Annotated in this window: 1 protein-coding gene; it reads right to left on the minus strand. The window is 57.5% G+C overall.

The annotated features are described in order from the left end of the window. Nucleotides 1-377, minus strand: a 377-nt coding sequence (locus tag EN879_RS37895) for a caspase family protein (protein ID WP_164774942.1), incomplete at its 3' end; no start/stop codon positions are given. Between the last annotated feature and the right edge of the window lie 327 nt (nucleotides 378-704).

Below are 704 nucleotides of genomic sequence, written 5' to 3' on the forward strand. Positions count from 1 at the left end.
ATTGGTAGCAGGTAGTTTTCGCCCTGCAGCTGCATGCCGTGGCCGGCGTAGAAGATCAGCACGGCGCTGCTTTCGGGCAGCTTCGCCTCGGCGTCATGGAAAAGCTTGACGAAGCCATCGGCGGTAAGATCGGTTCCAGTCAGAACCTCAAAGTTCAGCCGCTTCAGGCTGTCGGACAGTTTCGTCGCATCGTTGACCGCGTTGGCGAGGTGCTCGAGACGCTTGCTCTGGTAGTTCGTGTTGCCGATGACGATCGCCAGCCGGTTGCGCGGCTGTAATGAGGCGTTCTGTTCGACCGCGGCGCGAACGTCGATCGTGCTCAAAATCGCGAAAAGCATGAGCAGCGGGATGCGCAAGTATCCGTGGCGGTGGGTCATATCGGCATGCTCGTTCCAGCCTGCGTCAATCTTGATCCGGCGGCCTTCGAACGCACCAGACGCAAACGCAATCTGCCCGAGCGTTTGGACCCCGTGCCGCCAAAGGCCCGCAAATTTTTATACCAAGTATCCTGTCAAAGATAGGAAAAAGGGATTTGTATGCAGTCACTGGACCGTGGAGGGCTCGATGCCGACCAAGATCAACCTCGCGCTGCCGGTTTACGGAGCAGCCTACAAAAGCGTATTCGTTCGCAGCCTTTTTGCGGCCCTGACTCACGAAAGCCTTTCCAGCTACGCGTTCACGCTGTCGGAAATCGAGTACACGGA

It is taken from the genome of Mesorhizobium sp. M7A.F.Ca.AU.002.02.1.1, from assembly GCF_003998535.1.
Classification (GTDB): domain Bacteria; phylum Pseudomonadota; class Alphaproteobacteria; order Rhizobiales; family Rhizobiaceae; genus Mesorhizobium; species Mesorhizobium ciceri.